Genomic DNA, 14,118 nt, shown 5'->3' with positions numbered 1-14,118 from the left:
ACTCTTTAGTTAAGGAAAATTAAAGGACTTTTACGCCTTAAGCATTTCTTAAATAATAGCTGAAACCAGAACCGAATTTTAGACCTATTATAATTTTAATTTACTTGTAATGCCCTGTTTTCAATTAATAAGCTATAATTGAATTTATGTATAGTTCTATAGAAAGGAACAAGAAGTCTTCTAAAGAGCAAGGGCGAATCGATACGTTGCGCTTATAAAAATCCTTAACTAATAAGTCAAGGACTAATATTGCAAAAACCAACCTTAATCAAATAAAACTATTAACAAAGCCAATTGTAAGTCTTTATAGCGTACTTCAGCCTCAGAAGTCAGGCCTTGCTCGGTTTTTGAAGAAGGCGCGTTTATAGCGTTTAAAAAGCACTAAATTCGAGCATGCGAATTCTTATTGCCCTTCTACTTGTCTTTGGGTCTACGCTAAGCAAAGCTCAAAACTGGTGTCCGCCCGGTGCTATATGGAAGCACGCTATGTATGGGTTTCAATGCGTAGGCTATTCAGATCTTATTTATGTTGGTGACACGGTCATTCAATCAAAAACCTGTAAGAAAATAAACCACCGTTTTATAGGTTACAATCCAGTGTTTGCACCAACCGGGACGGTTAACGTTTCTATTACAAACCATTTTACTTACGAAAACAACAAAGTGATTTATTATTTCAACATCAACTCTCAATTTGATACACTCTTTAATTTCAATGCGGCAATTGGTGATAAATGGCTACGCGTTGTTTCTCCTCATGGCGGTTCGTGCAATGTTATTCCCCGAAAAGCTGTTGAGGTATTGGATACAGGAACCGTTACATTAAACGCCGTACAATTAAGAAAATTGGTTTTGAAATATACACATGTTTATATGAGTACTTTCACAACAACAGTTATCGATACCGTATATGAAAAAATCGGAAGCAAGAAGAACTTCTTATTTCCTTTTGTTTGTGAAGGAGCGATAGTGGATCCGGATATTTTAGCCGGCGGAGCGTTTAGATGTTATTTTGATAATTCATTTGGTAATTACAATGTATCTAGTAATTGTAATTACATAAATAACATTGATGGAAGCGTTTTAATTCCTGAAAAACTTGTCTTGTTTCCAAATCCCACAGCGACTCGTTTTAAACTTCAGGGAGATTTTATCATGAATACTATTCGTGTATTTGATGTGTGTGGAAAAGAAAAGCAAATAAACATTATCGATGATCAAGTAGATGTTTCTGCTCTTGATTGCGGAATCTATTTCGTGACAGCAATAAGTAGCCAAGGAAATATTGTTCGCGCGCGGTTTGTGAAATTATAAAACCAAAGAGCCTATTTAACATAATAATTATTATTTAAATACAAAAAAGCCCGATTGCTCGGGCCTTTGTTTTTATTTACTGTTCATGATGTCTTCTATTTCTTCTGCCTCTAATGGAATATTTTTCATTAAGTCAACCTGACCTTTTGTTGTAATGAGAATATTATTCTCTAAACGAATGCCCAGGTTTTCTTCAGGAATATATATCCCCGGTTCAACCGTAAATACCATTCCCGGACGCATAGGTTCATTAAAGAAACCAACATCATGAACATCTAATCCCAAGAAATGAGATGTGCCGTGCATGAAGTATTTTTTATAAGCCGGCCAGGCAGGGTTTTGCTTTTTTACATCAGAGGCTTTGATAAGCTTTAATTTTAAAAGTTCTTCCGTCATTAACTCCCCAACAGCCTTGTTATATTTCTCAAAGGTATTGCCGTCTTTAAGCATTTTGGTTGCGGCTTTCATAACACGTAACACCGCATTATAAACCGCTTTCTGACGTTTGCTGAATTTCCCGCTAACCGGAATACAACGCGTTAAATCACTGGCGTAATTAGAATATTCTGCGGCAGTATCTAAAAGTAAAACATCTCCGGCTTTACATTGTTTGTTGTTTTCCACATAGTGAAGAACACAAGCGTTGTGTCCGCTTGCAATAATTGGCCCATAGGCAAAGCCCTGGCTTCTGTTTCTGATAAACTCGTGAATTAATTCCGCTTCAATTTCATATTCCCACACACCCGGCTTTACAAATTTCAATAAACGGCGGAATCCTTTCTCGGTAATATCGCAAGCTTGTTGAATAAGCTCGATTTCGTAGGTGCTCTTAATCGCGCGAATTTTATGCATGATAGGGGCAGAGCGCTCAATTTTATGAAGCGGAAACTTTTCTTTCATCCACTTGGCAAAGCGCATTTCTGCAGTTTCTGTATCAATGTAACGGCGTGTATGCTCGTTGCTGTTTAGATATACAAATTCGGCCTGAAAAATCAAGGTTTTAAATACCTTTTCAAATTCATGATACCAAAATATGGTTTCAATACCACTTGTTTGCGTGGCTTGTTCTTTGGTTAATTTAGCGCCTTCCCAAATAGCGATAAGCTCACTAGTTTCCTTAACAAATAAAATTTCGCGCATTTTATTGTCTTTAGCGTCGGGAAACAAAACCAAGATGGTGTCTTCCTGATCAACACCGGTTAAATAGAACAAATCGCTGTTTTGTCGGAACCCCATGGCTCCGTCGGCGTTTGTTGGTAAAATATCGTTGCTTACAAACACACTGATAGCGCCCGGCTTTAAATGTTGGCGATAACGGTTTCTGTTTTCTATAAAAAGATTGTTTTTAATAGGCGCGTATTTCATGGTGTAGAAATTTTGATTACGAAGATAAGGTATTTATAGGATTTAATTTTGGGGCAATTACCCATACGAAGTTTTTACGCAACTCGTTAATAAAGCGCAATTTAACCTCGTCATCCATTTTCACGCTAGTGGTATCTGAGCAAAAGTTTTGCAAGCTGTCGAAATAGTTAAATATAACGGTCTGGTCATTACCCCCATCATCCAACTCAACATTTACCAACTGGTAAAGTGAAATCTGCCGGATACTCCGGTTACGGAAAGCTAAAAAACCCTTATAAATTTTGATTCCGTTTTCATCCACCATAAAGCGCGCATACTTGAAGTCATTTTTGAGCATGAGTCCTGCATACAGGGCTAAAACGAATAGAGAAGGAAAAGAAAACAATCCTGTTTGAAGAATGGTTAATGCTCCAATTAAAATAAAGATATACGACGACTGAACGCCCGGACTGGTAAAAAAGCTCATGTCAGGATTAAAGGCGCTAATCGATTCTTTCTTTTTTAAATAATCAAACTCTTTTTCGCGGACATTGATTTCCGTAGTAGTTCCGTCGGTTTTTTGATTTAATAAAATAGCGGTTGCCGAATATAACTCCGGAGCGTTGTTTTTGAATTGTTGCGGTGATTCGAAAAAATGTTCAATGGCAACGCTAAGAAATTCATTAATGTTGGCCCCGCCGTATGAGCGGAAAATGCTTGGCAGCCCTTTCTGCAACTTGTAAAATTCTTTATAAGCATAGCAATACCACTTCCAAAAATAATTTTCAAAGAAGTAATCGTTGTTTTCGCCGCGAATTCCATTAAACCTTAAGGCGTGGGCAAACTCGTGTAATCCTAAATTAATGTTGTCGTTTGGAATACGATAACCTTCAATAAAGCTTTTCCAACTGAAAGAAACAAACCCGGTTAAATTGGTTTCTCCCTTCAAGTACAAACCGCTAATTTCATTTTTGAAGTCGGCCGGAAATAAAATAATCGTATCAAAATATCCCAATTGCCAATCTTTTAATCCCAAGGTAAGCTGAACGGCAGAGGCGGAAACGATGGCCTTTACCTTGTTGTTTACTTCAAGATTTTTTTGTGAAACAAAATGCTTTGACCGAATAAAAATCAGAAGCCGTTCAACAAATAGGTTTTTGTTATGACCATTGAGTGTATTATAATACGAAAAGTACTTTTCTAAAAAAGCATGAAGATCAGTTGGGTTTAAACGAATGTCGTCGGGGGCCATTACATGGCTAAAATCCGAAAAAACTTTTAAAATTAAAACATAATTTACCCTCTGTTTTCAATGCTCAGGCAAACAAAACATAAAACATTAAATCCTTGGGCGCTCATTTGAAAGCATGGTTTCGTGTAATTTATAAGGGTTGGTTTTAACACCGGTATCGGTACTTAACGCAGGAGAGGAAGATCTCTCCTTACAAAGCATTTCTACATCTTCTTTGTTTAAGTAGTGTACAAAAAAGTTTTGATTAAGCGCGCGGCTGATTTTTTCAAGCAAGGCTGTATCAACACTTTCTTTATCAAAAATTTTGTACACGTTGCGGGTTGTACAATTGATGCTGCTCGCAAAAGATGTTACAGTCATTTTTTTGCTTTTTACGGCGTTTCGGATAATTTGTCCGATGTGGATTTTTGTTTCCATAGGTTTGTGTTTGTTTTTTTTTGTTAGTGAAATATTGAAAGAAAAAGAGCTTCGTTTTCATTCGTAGCGTTTGTAATGCATTCGTGTTTAATCACTTTAAGATTGTTTTTTACTACTACTATAGTTGCGATTGTTATCAGAGTAAACAACATTCCTATTCCGAGTTTTTTAATAGATGATGTTTTCATGTTTTATTTTTGTTTAATGAATACGGCTTGTTTGTTTGTGTCCTTGTCTTTAATAATGAGTGTATCATTAACCGAAACACATTCGCTTGCAGAAAAGTCTTGATCGAAACAGTTCCACAATGGATAACTCATTTCATAATAATGAATATTACACGGCAATTCCGCTTGTACATGATACCAGCGTAACGTGAGGTTTGTGGTAAACGAGCTGTCGCCGGCAATACTTTTCCACGTGCTGTATTTGCCGTAGGGGCCATAATTTCCGTTGTCATGTTGTTCGTGTGCTGTGTTTTCTTTAGCCGGTTCCTTCGTGTTTTTTTGGCACGATAGAATTAGGGCAGAGAGTAAAATAAAATGTAGTTGTTTTTTCATGATTTATTTTTTTAGTTTGATTTTGCTTTTAGTGAATCATTAGAAATCATTCTAAGTAAACTTTTGTTAATTGGGCATTTCGTGTCGAAAAATCCCGGAACGTATGGGGAACCATTGATTTTTCCATCCAAAAAGACGGTTTTCATTTTCCAATTCTCATCATATATTATTATAATGTTTTGTCCTTTGCAGCTTTTGAAATATTTTTTATCCGGGCCTTGCTGACGAACAATTACGGCGCTGTCTTTATAATGGCTGTTTGTTTCTGTCTGTGGTAAAAAGGTTAGAACAGCGAGCGATGTAAAAGCAATTTTAATAAGCATATATTATGATTTTAAAGCATTAATAAGGGCAGATGGTTCTGCGCTTAAACCAAAGCGCACAAACGAAAGTGTTTTTACAAAATGAATATTATAATAATCTTGTCCGCGATAACTCTGCACGAATAAAGAAAAGTCTTTACAAAAAGAAGGTTTGTACGAAAGAGTTAATGAGGTGATAAGTCTTTTTGAAGCGTCTGTTGCTTTTATTCCGATTAGCTTATCGAAAATCCAATCCGTATTTAATTCTGCAGACACATAGTTGTTTTCCTTTATTCTTTTAATAAATCGGTTAAGACTGTTATTAACAGATTTAATGCCCGTCTTTAATCGCGTGAATCCATATTTACCATTTAACTCAACATTTCGATCAATGTTTAAATGTTGTTCAATGGCGATTTTATAATAGGTAGTGTTTTGGTGTTTTTTAGAAAATGTCTTTTTTATAATTCCAGCCCTTAAGTAGTTTGTAGAAAAGTTTCCATTAACAAGATTTACCCCACCTTCAGGGTTGTAGAAAGCATGATCTTGTCCGTTTGAGTGATGGCCAAGTGTAAGTATTGCAATGTTGGCACAAGAATCTTTTTTGTTTAGAAGAGAATAAAAAGTTACATCCGGCATATAACTTGGTGCATTAATGGGTAAAGAGCGTGTGTTTAGCATTCGGATAATTAAACGAAAGTTGGCAGCCACACCAATTTTGTTTTGATATAAATCGAAATATTTACTTGGCATAATTCCTGCTTCAAAAACGGTTGGCTCAACTGTACCTAAGGCAGGTGTTGCTATGTATGCTTTTTCAGTTAAGTCTTTATGTATCGACTTTAAGGTGGTGGTCTGACTAAAACATGTTACAACAGCAAATGAGATTGCTAAAAAACAGAGCGAGTGTTTTGCTTTTGTTCTTTGATTTATTTCATTCATTTTCATACCCCAAAACTATCTCAGCATCAAGACCTACTGAAAAGGATTTGCGCCAAACGCTATCGTAAATGCGGGTTTATTGCGATGAAGTGAACTAAATGGACACAGCTCTGCGTGGCTTTTGCGATTTTTGCAAATGCCATAAAAACCTCCTTGCTTTTTCACAAAAATCAATACCTTTAATTCTTAATTCACCCGAAAATTAATATGGCAAAAACGTTGAAATCGTTACCGATTCAAACACACTTCATTCAGAAGTTAAAAGAAAGCTTACCGCCAAATGTTGGTTTAGCGGAAGAAATAGCAGACTTATTAGAAATTAGTACAGACAGTGCTTATCGCCGTATACGCGGAGAAACCGATTTAAGCATTGATGAAGTTTACAAGCTGACTAAAAAGTACAATATTTCTATTGACGGTATTTTTTCTAATCTGGGAGACACAGTAACCTTTGCGTATACTAAACTAACGGATAGCGCAGACAACTTCGATAAATATTTAAATAGAATTTATGGGCACGTGAAGGCTATAGGATCATTTGGTGATAAAAAAATCACATACATAGCGGAAGAAGTGCCGCTGTTTTATTCGTTTTTTTCGGATAAGCTTACTCAGTTCAAATTATTTTATTGGCAGCGAAGCGTATTGAATGTTCCGGATTATCAAGGAAAAAAATTTGAATTTGGCATTGTTCCTGAACACCAGGTAAAATTAGCCATGAGCGCATTGGAAGAATACAAAAAAATTCCAAGCGTTGAAGTGTGGACTCATGAAACAATTCATACAGTTTTAAAGCAAGTTGAATTTTATGTGGATAGCGGTGTATTTAAAAACAAGAATGATGCATTAGAAATTATCGAAGAAATCCGCACAATGGCTCAATACTTAGAAAAGTGCGCTGAGTCGGGCCGAAAAGAAGTAAGCAGTAAAGAAGAAAATTTATTATTGTATAACAGCGAGGTTGTATTAGGCACTAACTGTATTTATATTAATACGGGTCCGGCCAGATATGCTTACATCACATTTAACACGCTTAATTCATTAACCACAAACAATCATGAGTTTTGTGAAGAAACAGAGCACTGGGTTAAAAACATCATTAAAAAAAGCACATTAATTAGCGGTGTGGCCGAAAAGCAACGTTTTCAGTTCTTTAGCAAAATGTATAAAAACATAGATAATTCATTCGAACGCATTAAGAATCTGTAAAAAACACTACATTTGTAATCCAATTTTTACAACATGATCGATTTAACAGGTATTATATCTATTTCAGGACAACCGGGTCTTTATAAAATTATTGCCCAGTCAAAAAACGGAATTATCATTGAAGGGCTTAGCGATAAAAAGCGCAGCAATATTTATTCTTCTACCAAAGTTTCTACATTGGCGGATATTGGTATGTATACAACAGGAGAAGATAAGCCTATCGAAGAAATCATCACAGCTATTTTCGAAAAGGAAAAAGGCGGACCTTGTGTTAATCACAAGGCCGACGATAAAGAAATTGAAGCCTACTTCAAATCAATTTTACCGGATTACGATAAGGAGCGCGTTTATGTAAGCAATATGCGTAAATTATTCAGCTGGTATACCATTCTTCAAACTACAGGTAATCTGAAAGAGAAAGAAGAAAAGAAAGATGCTGCTGAAGAAACAAAAGTGGTTAAAGCTGAAACAAAGAAAGTAGCGGCAAAAACAACAAAAGATACAGGCAAAAATGTTAAGACAAGTGCCGGCGTTAAGAAAGCAGCGGGTGTTCGTAAAACAGGATCAGCTTAATTTTAAGAATGAGATATATTAAAAATCCCGCCTTAGAGCGGGATTTTTATTTGGTGTTGCTTAGAAAATCACCGACTACTTTTTCGGCTTTTGCTAATGCAGTTTCTAAATGCTCGTTTAAAATAAATGTGTCAAACAATTCAGCGGTTTTCAATTCTTTCTCTGCTTTTGCTACCCGGCGCGCAATGCTTTCCGGACTGTCAGTGCTTCTCGACCGTAACCTTTCTTCTAAAATTTTTATACTCGGCGGCATAACAAAAACCGCGAGTGCCTTATCTTTAAATTGATTTTTTAAATTTAATCCACCCTCTACATCAATATCGAAAATCACATTTTTTCCTGAGGCCCAAATACGCTCTACTTCACTTTTGAGGGTACCGTAATACACGCCGGCATATACTTCTTCCCATTCTAAAAACTCCCCGGCATCCACTTTTTTCTTGAATTCCTCGCCAGATAAATAATGGTAGTCTTTGCCGTTTTCTTCAACGCCGCGTTTAGGGCGACTGGTGGCAGAAATGGAAAAGGCTAATTTATCCGGCATTACTTTTAGTAAGTGTCTGACAATAGTGGTTTTACCAGATCCTGAGGGGGCTGAAAAAATAACCAGTTTTCCTGTTTCCATGCCCAAAGATACGCTAAAAAACAGCCCAATTGTTCAAAACCCCGATTATTGTTAAAAAAGTTTGTAACTCACGCTAAATGCGCTATATTTGCCCTCCCAATTTAAAAATTAATTAAAAACAAAGAACCCATGTATGCAATTGTAGAAATAGCCGGGCAACAGTTTAAAGTGGAACGTGGAAATAAAGTATACGTTCACCGCCTTGAGGCTAATGAGGGTGATAAATTGGAATTTGATCGCGTATTGTTAATTGACAACGGCGGTAAAATTTCAGTAGGTAACCCAACAGTAGATGGCGCTAAAGTAGCAGCCACTGTAATCGAGCACCGTAAAGGTGACAAAGTATTCGTGTTTAAAAAGAAACGCCGTAAAGGTTACCAGAAATGGAACAACCACCGTCAATCTTTCACACAAATCTTAGTTCAAGGAATTTTAGGTAAGGGCGAAACTTTAAAAGACGAAATTAAAGTTGAGAAGAAAGCTAAAGTTGAAGCTCCTGCTAAAAAAACAAAAGAAGTAGCAGCTCCGAAAGCAGAGAAGAAAGCTCCTGCTAAAAAGGCTCCTGCTAAAAAAGCGGCTGCAAAGAAAACCGCAAAAAAATAAAAGATTAATAACCGAATATAGATTAGTAAATCTAAATTCTTAAAGTCTAAAAAAAATGGCACACAAAAAAGGCGAAGGTAAAGTAAAGAACGGTCGCGAATCACACAGCAAACGCTTAGGCGTTAAAATTTTCGGTGGCGAAACTTGTATCGCCGGAAACATCATCGTTCGTCAGCGCGGAACTAAGCATAATCCGGGCGAAAACGTAGGTATGGGTAAAGATCATACTTTGTTTGCGTTAACTGACGGTACTGTTGTTTTCAGAAAGAAAAGAAACGATAAATCGTACGTTTCGGTTGTTCCTGCGCAAGCATAAGAAAAACCCGAACGCTAATAATTATTATTAAAAGCCGCGAGGGTTTTCTCGCGGCTTTTTTATTTTTACACTCACAAACTATTATGTTACAATTAAATTATATCCGCGACAGCAAAGACGAAGTTCTTAAACGCTTAGCTATTAAAAATTTTAAAGACGCAGAAAGCATCATTAATAAAGTTATTGAGTTAGATAACAACCGTCGTGCGAAACAAAAAGACGGCGACGCAGTTAAAGCGGAAGCGAATGTGATTGCTAAACAAATTGGTGAGTTAATGAAGAGCGGCCAAAAAGAAGAGGCTGAGAAACAAAAATCAAAAACTACAGAGTTAAAGCAAAAAGAAAAACAGCTGGATGAAGAATTAAAAGCGATTGAAGCAGAAATTCAAAAGCTGTTAGTGCAGGTTCCCAACACACCGCATCTTTCTGTTCCGTTAGGAAAAACACCAGAAGACAACGCGGTTGTGTTTGAGCACGGTGAAAAACCTAATCTTCCTGGCAGCGCACTTCCTCATTGGGAGTTGGCAGCAAAATATAATTTAATTGATTTTGAATTAGGCGTAAAATTAACCGGCGCGGGCTTTCCAGTTTACAAAGGAAAGGGCGCTCGTTTACAGCGGGCCTTAATAAATTATTTTTTAGATAAAGCAACATCTAACGGTTATCTCGAAATTCAGCCGCCGATTATGGTGAATGAAGATAGCGGTTATGGTACAGGACAACTACCGGATAAAGAAGGACAAATGTATCATGTGCAAATTGATAATTTGTATTTAATACCAACGGCTGAAGTTCCTATCACTAATATTTATCGCGATGTGATATTAAAGGAAAGTGATTTGCCAATAAAAAATTGTGGATATACACCGTGTTTCAGAAGAGAAGCGGGGAGTTATGGGAAGGACGTTAGAGGATTAAATCGTTTGCATCAATTCGATAAGGTGGAGATTGTACAAATTGCACACCCGGATAAATCATACGAAACACTTGAGCAAATGCGCGAGTTCGTTGCGGGAATTTTGAAAGAACTTGAATTACCATTCCGCACATTAAAGTTATGTGGAGGAGATATGAGTTTTGCTTCTGCTTTAACCTATGATATGGAAGTATGGAGCGCGGCACAACAGCGTTGGTTAGAGGTAAGCTCAGTTTCAAACTTCGAAACATTTCAAACCAATCGTTTAAAATGCCGTTACAAAGATGTTAACGGAAAAACACAATTGGCACACAGCTTAAACGGTAGCGCTTTGGCTTTACCTCGCATCGTGGCATCCTTATTAGAAAACAATCAAACACCGGAGGGAATTAAATTACCAAAGGCGCTGATTCCTTATGCGGGATTTGATACTATAAACTAAAATGAGATTTTTGTTTTCAATACTTGTTCTGTTGACCGTTTTTACAAACTGCGGCCGTAGAAACATGTACGAAAAAGAAATTTCTACCATTGATAGTACAAAGGTTGTATTGCAGGTTAAGCTCAACGAATTGTTGCGCGCCGAAAAAAACATTGAGGTAAGCGCCTTCTCAAAGTTCGAAACGTATGAAGCATTTTTAAAATCCAACATTAAAGATACACTCAACAAACCCGAAGCGACAGCGATTCAATTGTTTCTGAATTCAGGAAAAACCATCCGGCAATTTAATTTGTCAAAGGCCGAGTTAATAAAGCAAACAGAGTTGAGCATTGCCCAGCTTCATAAACTTTCTCTCGATGCCAGAGAAAACAACATTCAGCAAAACGCCTTGCAATCATTTTATTCAACCGAAAAAAATCACGCGGAAGAATTAATTGGTGTTATTGAACAAAACATCAAAGCGCTTAATTTAAGCATTAATAGCTATCGCAATAGCTTGCCGCGAACAGAAGATTATATACGCATTATTAATAACGGCGCTCTTCCAACCGTAGTGGCCGACTCGCAAATCGACTAATGGCTATTGTATTCAGTAATAATAAAGATAAGTTCAAGCTAAAAAAATCGGCTTTGATTAAAAAGTGGATTGAAAAAGTAGCCGCAAAAGAAAAAAGATCTGTTGGCGATTTGAGCTATGTTTTTGTGAGCGATGAAGAGTTGCTGAAAATTAACCGGCAGTTTCTTAAACATAATACCTATACCGACATCATTACATTTGATTATTCTGAAAACAAAAAGATTAGCGGCGAAATTTTTATTAGTGTTGATAGAGTAGAGGAGAACGCCAAAAAAATGGGGACTACTTTTGAAGACGAAATACATCGCGTGATCATTCATGGAGTTTTACACCTCTGCGGTTATAAAGACAAAACCAAAATCGATTCAGATAATATGCGCAAGCAAGAAGACAAAGCGCTGCGTGTTTTTAACGCACTCACAAATGAGTGAGCGTTCTTGTTTTTGAATCTAATTATTTTACATTTGTTTTTCTCAAACACTAACAAATGAAGAAACTCTTTACTTTTTTACTTTCATCTATTTTTGTTCTTGAATCCTTCGCACAATCCAGCGCCGATGCCGCGGTTCAAATCAATGCAACCGTTCAAACATCAACGCCACAAATAACTTTGAATTGGGTAGGGAACACCACCACAACATCGTATCAGATTTTTCGCAAGTTAAAAACAGCTACCTCATGGGGTGTGGCATTAGCCACCCTTACCGGAACAGTTAACCAGTATGTCGACAATACGGTTAGTGTAGGAACTAATTACGAATACCGCGTCATCCGTTCAGGAAGCGGCTATACCGGCTACGGATATATTAATTCGGGAATTAATGTTCCTGTTACAGAATATCGCGGGAAATTGATATTATTAGTGGATAGTACATTTATTACCTCGCTCAATACAGAACTAAAGCGCTTGCAAGAAGATTTGGAAGGCGATGGCTGGGATGTGTTACGACATAACGTACTGCGCACTGCTACTCCGCAACATGTTCGTTCTTTTGTTCAGGCGGATTATGCCCTTGATCCAACTAACACAAAAGCTGTTTTTATTGTAGGCCACGTCCCTGTACCTTATAGCGGAAATATTAATCCGGATGGTCATCCCGATCATTTGGGAGCCTGGCCAACGGATACGTATTACGCGGATGTTAATGGCGTGTGGACCGATGTATCCGTAACATCAACAACTGCTTCGCCGGCGCGCACACAAAATAATCCTGCTGATGGAAAGTTTGATCAAAGCGTTATTCCAAGCGATTTAGAGTTACAGGTAGGTCGCGCCGATTTTGCTAATCTCACTACTTTTACACTTACCGAAACACAACTTTTAAAAAACTATCTTGATAAAGACCACGACTATCGTAAAAAAGTTTTTACTGTAGTGAAACGTGCTGTTATTGATGATAATTTCGGATACTTTAGCGGAGAAGCTTTTGCAGCGAGCGGTTATAAAAACGCTGCGTGCATGGTACCAACTTCAAGCATTACAGCGGCCGATTATTTTACAAGTATGACCGGAAATAATTATCAATGGTCGTATGGTTGTGGCGGCGGAACTTATACCAGTGCTTCCGGAATTGGTAATACAACAAATTTCTCTACAGCTAATTTACAAGGTGTGTTCACCATGTTATTTGGTTCTTACTTTGGAGATTGGGACTCACAAAATAATTTTTTACGTGCCGCACTTGCTCAAGGAAAAGTTTTAACGAACGTTTGGTCGGGCCGCGTACATTACCAATTACATCATATGGGACTTGGCGAAAACATTGGATATGGGGTTAAGTTAACACAAAACAGTATTGGCTCTTTGTATTTTAGCAGTCCAACCGGAATTACCGGACGTTGGATTCATCACGGATTAATGGGCGACCCAACCTTGCGTAATGATGTAGTGGCTCCTGTTTCTAATGTAGTGGCTACAAAAGTTGGGAACAATTGTAATATTTCTTGGACAGCATCGCCAGAGCCGGGCGTATTAGGTTACAACATTTACATGAAAAATGATACCAACACAAGTTATGTAAAAATTAATTCAGTTCTAATCGCAGGCACAACTTATACCGATAATTGTCTTTTATATAAGGGAATTTATAAATACATGGTGCGAGCTTATAAATTAGAGACTACACCAAGCGGCTCGTATTATAACATGAGTGAAGGAATTGCTGATACAGCCAATAGCACGAGCGGCATGAAAGCTCATGCTTCGTTTAGTTTGTCCGTAAGTGGAACAACAGTTAACGTAACCAATCTTTCCGTAAATACCACCGCGAACAACTGGAATTTCGGAGATGGAGGAACTGCAACAAGTGTAAACGCTGCACACACGTATACGGCAAACGGATCTTATACCATTACATTAATCAGCAGCAACAGCTGTAATAGCGATACGGCGAAGCTGGTAGTTAATATAATTTCCGCATCTATCAATGAATTAAATTCAATTAACGCGACTGTATATCCAAATCCTAGTAACGGAAAAATAACAGTCTCATTAAACAACAGAGACAACGAGGCGTATGAGGCAACAATTTATAATCAGGAAGGAAAATTAATTCAGCGCAAATTAAACGTAAGAGACCGGGTTGATTTTGACTTATCAGGAGAAGCGTCCGGATTATATTTCTTGCAATTGAGAAGCGAGAAGGGCGCGTACTCCCAAAAATTCGTCATGGAGTAATCCCGTAAACAGGGTAGTACTACCTTAAAATAAATCCCGTATTTTCGTG

General features: G+C 37.4%; 17 protein-coding genes. 9 read left to right on the top strand and 8 right to left on the bottom strand.

Annotated features, from left to right (window positions below):
* Window positions 1-393 precede the first annotated feature (393 nt).
* Complete coding sequence (locus J0L69_01955) at window positions 394-1,314, top strand: T9SS type A sorting domain-containing protein (protein ID MBN8691926.1); 921 nt, start codon at window positions 394-396, stop codon at window positions 1,312-1,314.
* A gap of 72 nt (window positions 1,315-1,386) precedes the next feature.
* Here J0L69_01955 and J0L69_01950 read toward each other — a convergent pair whose 3' ends face one another.
* The 7 genes from J0L69_01950 to J0L69_01920 all read right to left on the bottom strand — a co-directional run bounded on the left by J0L69_01950 (window position 1,387) and on the right by J0L69_01920 (window position 6,137).
* Window positions 1,387-2,679 (bottom strand): aminopeptidase P family protein, encoded by a 1,293-nt coding sequence (locus J0L69_01950; protein ID MBN8691925.1) that lies wholly within the window; start codon window positions 2,677-2,679, stop codon window positions 1,387-1,389.
* Between the two features lie 16 nt (window positions 2,680-2,695).
* Window positions 2,696-3,910, bottom strand: coding sequence for a zinc-dependent peptidase (locus J0L69_01945; protein MBN8691924.1), 1,215 nt, complete (start codon window positions 3,908-3,910; stop codon window positions 2,696-2,698).
* An 87-nt stretch (window positions 3,911-3,997) separates the two neighbouring features.
* Window positions 3,998-4,327 carry a helix-turn-helix transcriptional regulator gene (locus J0L69_01940; protein ID MBN8691923.1) on the bottom strand — a complete coding sequence of 110 codons (330 nt, stop codon included), beginning with the start codon at window positions 4,325-4,327 and terminating at the stop codon, window positions 3,998-4,000.
* Window positions 4,328-4,350: 23 nt separating this feature from the next.
* The gene (locus J0L69_01935) at window positions 4,351-4,515 is read right to left on the bottom strand and encodes a hypothetical protein (protein ID MBN8691922.1); all 165 of its coding nucleotides are present in this window, start codon (window positions 4,513-4,515) and stop codon (window positions 4,351-4,353) included.
* A 3-nt stretch (window positions 4,516-4,518) separates the two neighbouring features.
* Window positions 4,519-4,887: a hypothetical protein gene (locus tag J0L69_01930; protein ID MBN8691921.1), complete on the bottom strand. Its 369-nt coding sequence runs from the start codon at window positions 4,885-4,887 to the stop codon at window positions 4,519-4,521.
* An 11-nt stretch (window positions 4,888-4,898) separates the two neighbouring features.
* Window positions 4,899-5,210 (bottom strand): hypothetical protein, encoded by a 312-nt coding sequence (locus J0L69_01925; protein ID MBN8691920.1) that lies wholly within the window; start codon window positions 5,208-5,210, stop codon window positions 4,899-4,901.
* Between the two features lie 3 nt (window positions 5,211-5,213).
* Window positions 5,214-6,137, bottom strand: coding sequence for a hypothetical protein (locus tag J0L69_01920; protein ID MBN8691919.1), 924 nt, complete (start codon window positions 6,135-6,137; stop codon window positions 5,214-5,216).
* 201 nt (window positions 6,138-6,338) lie between these two features.
* On the opposite strand from J0L69_01920, the gene J0L69_01915 reads away from it, so the two are divergent.
* The gene (locus J0L69_01915; protein MBN8691918.1) at window positions 6,339-7,340 is read left to right on the top strand and encodes a helix-turn-helix transcriptional regulator; all 1,002 of its coding nucleotides are present in this window, start codon (window positions 6,339-6,341) and stop codon (window positions 7,338-7,340) included.
* 36 nt (window positions 7,341-7,376) lie between these two features.
* Complete coding sequence (locus J0L69_01910) at window positions 7,377-7,913, top strand: DUF5606 domain-containing protein (GenBank protein ID MBN8691917.1); 537 nt, start codon at window positions 7,377-7,379, stop codon at window positions 7,911-7,913.
* A gap of 46 nt (window positions 7,914-7,959) precedes the next feature.
* On the opposite strand, the gene gmk is transcribed toward J0L69_01910, so the two are convergent.
* Window positions 7,960-8,538 carry a guanylate kinase gene (gmk, locus tag J0L69_01905; protein ID MBN8691916.1) on the bottom strand — a complete coding sequence of 193 codons (579 nt, stop codon included), beginning with the start codon at window positions 8,536-8,538 and terminating at the stop codon, window positions 7,960-7,962.
* Window positions 8,539-8,667: 129 nt separating this feature from the next.
* Between gmk and rplU the strand changes: the two genes are divergently transcribed.
* The 6 genes from rplU to J0L69_01875 all read left to right on the top strand — a co-directional run bounded on the left by rplU (window position 8,668) and on the right by J0L69_01875 (window position 14,069).
* A complete protein-coding gene (gene rplU, locus J0L69_01900; GenBank protein ID MBN8691915.1) occupies window positions 8,668-9,141 on the top strand; it encodes a 50S ribosomal protein L21 in 474 nt (157 codons plus the stop codon).
* Window positions 9,142-9,196: 55 nt separating this feature from the next.
* The gene (rpmA, locus tag J0L69_01895) at window positions 9,197-9,457 is read left to right on the top strand and encodes a 50S ribosomal protein L27 (GenBank protein ID MBN8691914.1); all 261 of its coding nucleotides are present in this window, start codon (window positions 9,197-9,199) and stop codon (window positions 9,455-9,457) included.
* 83 nt (window positions 9,458-9,540) lie between these two features.
* Window positions 9,541-10,815: a serine--tRNA ligase gene (gene serS / locus J0L69_01890; protein ID MBN8691913.1), complete on the top strand. Its 1,275-nt coding sequence runs from the start codon at window positions 9,541-9,543 to the stop codon at window positions 10,813-10,815.
* A gap of 64 nt (window positions 10,816-10,879) precedes the next feature.
* The gene (locus tag J0L69_01885; protein MBN8691912.1) at window positions 10,880-11,392 is read left to right on the top strand and encodes a hypothetical protein; all 513 of its coding nucleotides are present in this window, start codon (window positions 10,880-10,882) and stop codon (window positions 11,390-11,392) included.
* Entirely contained in the window at window positions 11,392-11,823 is a 432-nt protein-coding gene (gene ybeY, locus J0L69_01880; protein MBN8691911.1) for an rRNA maturation RNase YbeY, read from the top strand. The genes J0L69_01885 and ybeY overlap by 1 nt, the downstream gene beginning before the upstream one ends.
* Before the next feature lie 56 nt (window positions 11,824-11,879).
* Entirely contained in the window at window positions 11,880-14,069 is a 2,190-nt protein-coding gene (locus J0L69_01875) for a T9SS type A sorting domain-containing protein (GenBank protein ID MBN8691910.1), read from the top strand.
* The last annotated feature ends 49 nt before the right edge of the window (window positions 14,070-14,118 follow it).

It is taken from the genome of Bacteroidota bacterium (assembly GCA_017303905.1).
Lineage (GTDB): Bacteria > Bacteroidota > Bacteroidia > B-17B0 > Aurantibacillaceae > JAHEYG01.
Note: the sequence above shows the minus strand (reverse complement) of the source record. Positions and strands in the feature narration are given on the sequence as shown.

Bases quoted from the DNA above. Each gene is read 5' to 3' on its own strand.
- J0L69_01955 (MBN8691926.1), top strand. From the start codon at position 394: ATGCGAATTCTTATTGCCCTTCTACTTGTCTTTGGGTCTACGCTAAGC.
- J0L69_01950 (MBN8691925.1), bottom strand. From the start codon at position 2,679: ATGAAATACGCGCCTATTAAAAACAATCTTTTTATAGAAAACAGAAAC.
- J0L69_01945 (MBN8691924.1), bottom strand. From the start codon at position 3,910: ATGGCCCCCGACGACATTCGTTTAAACCCAACTGATCTTCATGCTTTT.
- J0L69_01940 (MBN8691923.1), bottom strand. From the start codon at position 4,327: ATGGAAACAAAAATCCACATCGGACAAATTATCCGAAACGCCGTAAAA.
- J0L69_01935 (MBN8691922.1), bottom strand. From the start codon at position 4,515: ATGAAAACATCATCTATTAAAAAACTCGGAATAGGAATGTTGTTTACT.
- J0L69_01930 (MBN8691921.1), bottom strand. From the start codon at position 4,887: ATGAAAAAACAACTACATTTTATTTTACTCTCTGCCCTAATTCTATCG.
- J0L69_01925 (MBN8691920.1), bottom strand. From the start codon at position 5,210: ATGCTTATTAAAATTGCTTTTACATCGCTCGCTGTTCTAACCTTTTTA.
- J0L69_01920 (MBN8691919.1), bottom strand. From the start codon at position 6,137: ATGAAAATGAATGAAATAAATCAAAGAACAAAAGCAAAACACTCGCTC.
- J0L69_01915 (MBN8691918.1), top strand. From the start codon at position 6,339: ATGGCAAAAACGTTGAAATCGTTACCGATTCAAACACACTTCATTCAG.
- gmk (MBN8691916.1), bottom strand. From the start codon at position 8,538: ATGGAAACAGGAAAACTGGTTATTTTTTCAGCCCCCTCAGGATCTGGT.
- rplU (MBN8691915.1), top strand. From the start codon at position 8,668: ATGTATGCAATTGTAGAAATAGCCGGGCAACAGTTTAAAGTGGAACGT.
- rpmA (MBN8691914.1), top strand. From the start codon at position 9,197: ATGGCACACAAAAAAGGCGAAGGTAAAGTAAAGAACGGTCGCGAATCA.
- serS (MBN8691913.1), top strand. From the start codon at position 9,541: ATGTTACAATTAAATTATATCCGCGACAGCAAAGACGAAGTTCTTAAA.
- J0L69_01885 (MBN8691912.1), top strand. From the start codon at position 10,880: ATGTACGAAAAAGAAATTTCTACCATTGATAGTACAAAGGTTGTATTG.
- ybeY (MBN8691911.1), top strand. From the start codon at position 11,392: ATGGCTATTGTATTCAGTAATAATAAAGATAAGTTCAAGCTAAAAAAA.
- J0L69_01875 (MBN8691910.1), top strand. From the start codon at position 11,880: ATGAAGAAACTCTTTACTTTTTTACTTTCATCTATTTTTGTTCTTGAA.